We start from the raw sequence: 340 nt of genomic DNA on the forward strand, positions 1-340 counted from the left end.
TCGTACCGCCAGTGACCACGAGGCGGAAGTCATACGATGTGGCTGGGTTCAATCCTGTTACGGTTGCACTTGTGGCGTTGGCCGCAATCGTTCCACTTGTTTGTGCCGTTGTCCATGTATTCGCACCTGCTGGGGATTGTTCGATCACGATTCCGGTTGCTCCGCTCGCTGCTGTCCAGCTAAAGCTTGCACTTGTACTCGTTTTCGCCGTATTGGCGAAGTCCGTGAGCGGCAAGCTCGGTGCATTGTCCGTCGTGATGTTCGAGACCACATTCGATGTGCCGGCATTCGTACCGCCAGTGACCACGAGGCGGAAGTCATACGATGTGGCTGGGTTCAA

At 55.9% G+C, this 340-nt stretch carries 1 protein-coding gene; it reads right to left on the reverse strand.

Going from position 1 to position 340, the window contains the following annotated elements; all coding sequences use genetic code 11:
* A partial coding sequence (locus H7T88_RS28525; RefSeq protein WP_221791744.1) for a fibronectin type III domain-containing protein occupies window positions 1-340 on the reverse strand: 340 nt, incomplete at both ends.

It is taken from the genome of Paenibacillus cucumis (ex Kampfer et al. 2016) (genome assembly GCF_019748695.1).
In the GTDB taxonomy this organism is placed as follows: domain Bacteria; phylum Bacillota; class Bacilli; order Paenibacillales; family Paenibacillaceae; genus Paenibacillus; species Paenibacillus polysaccharolyticus.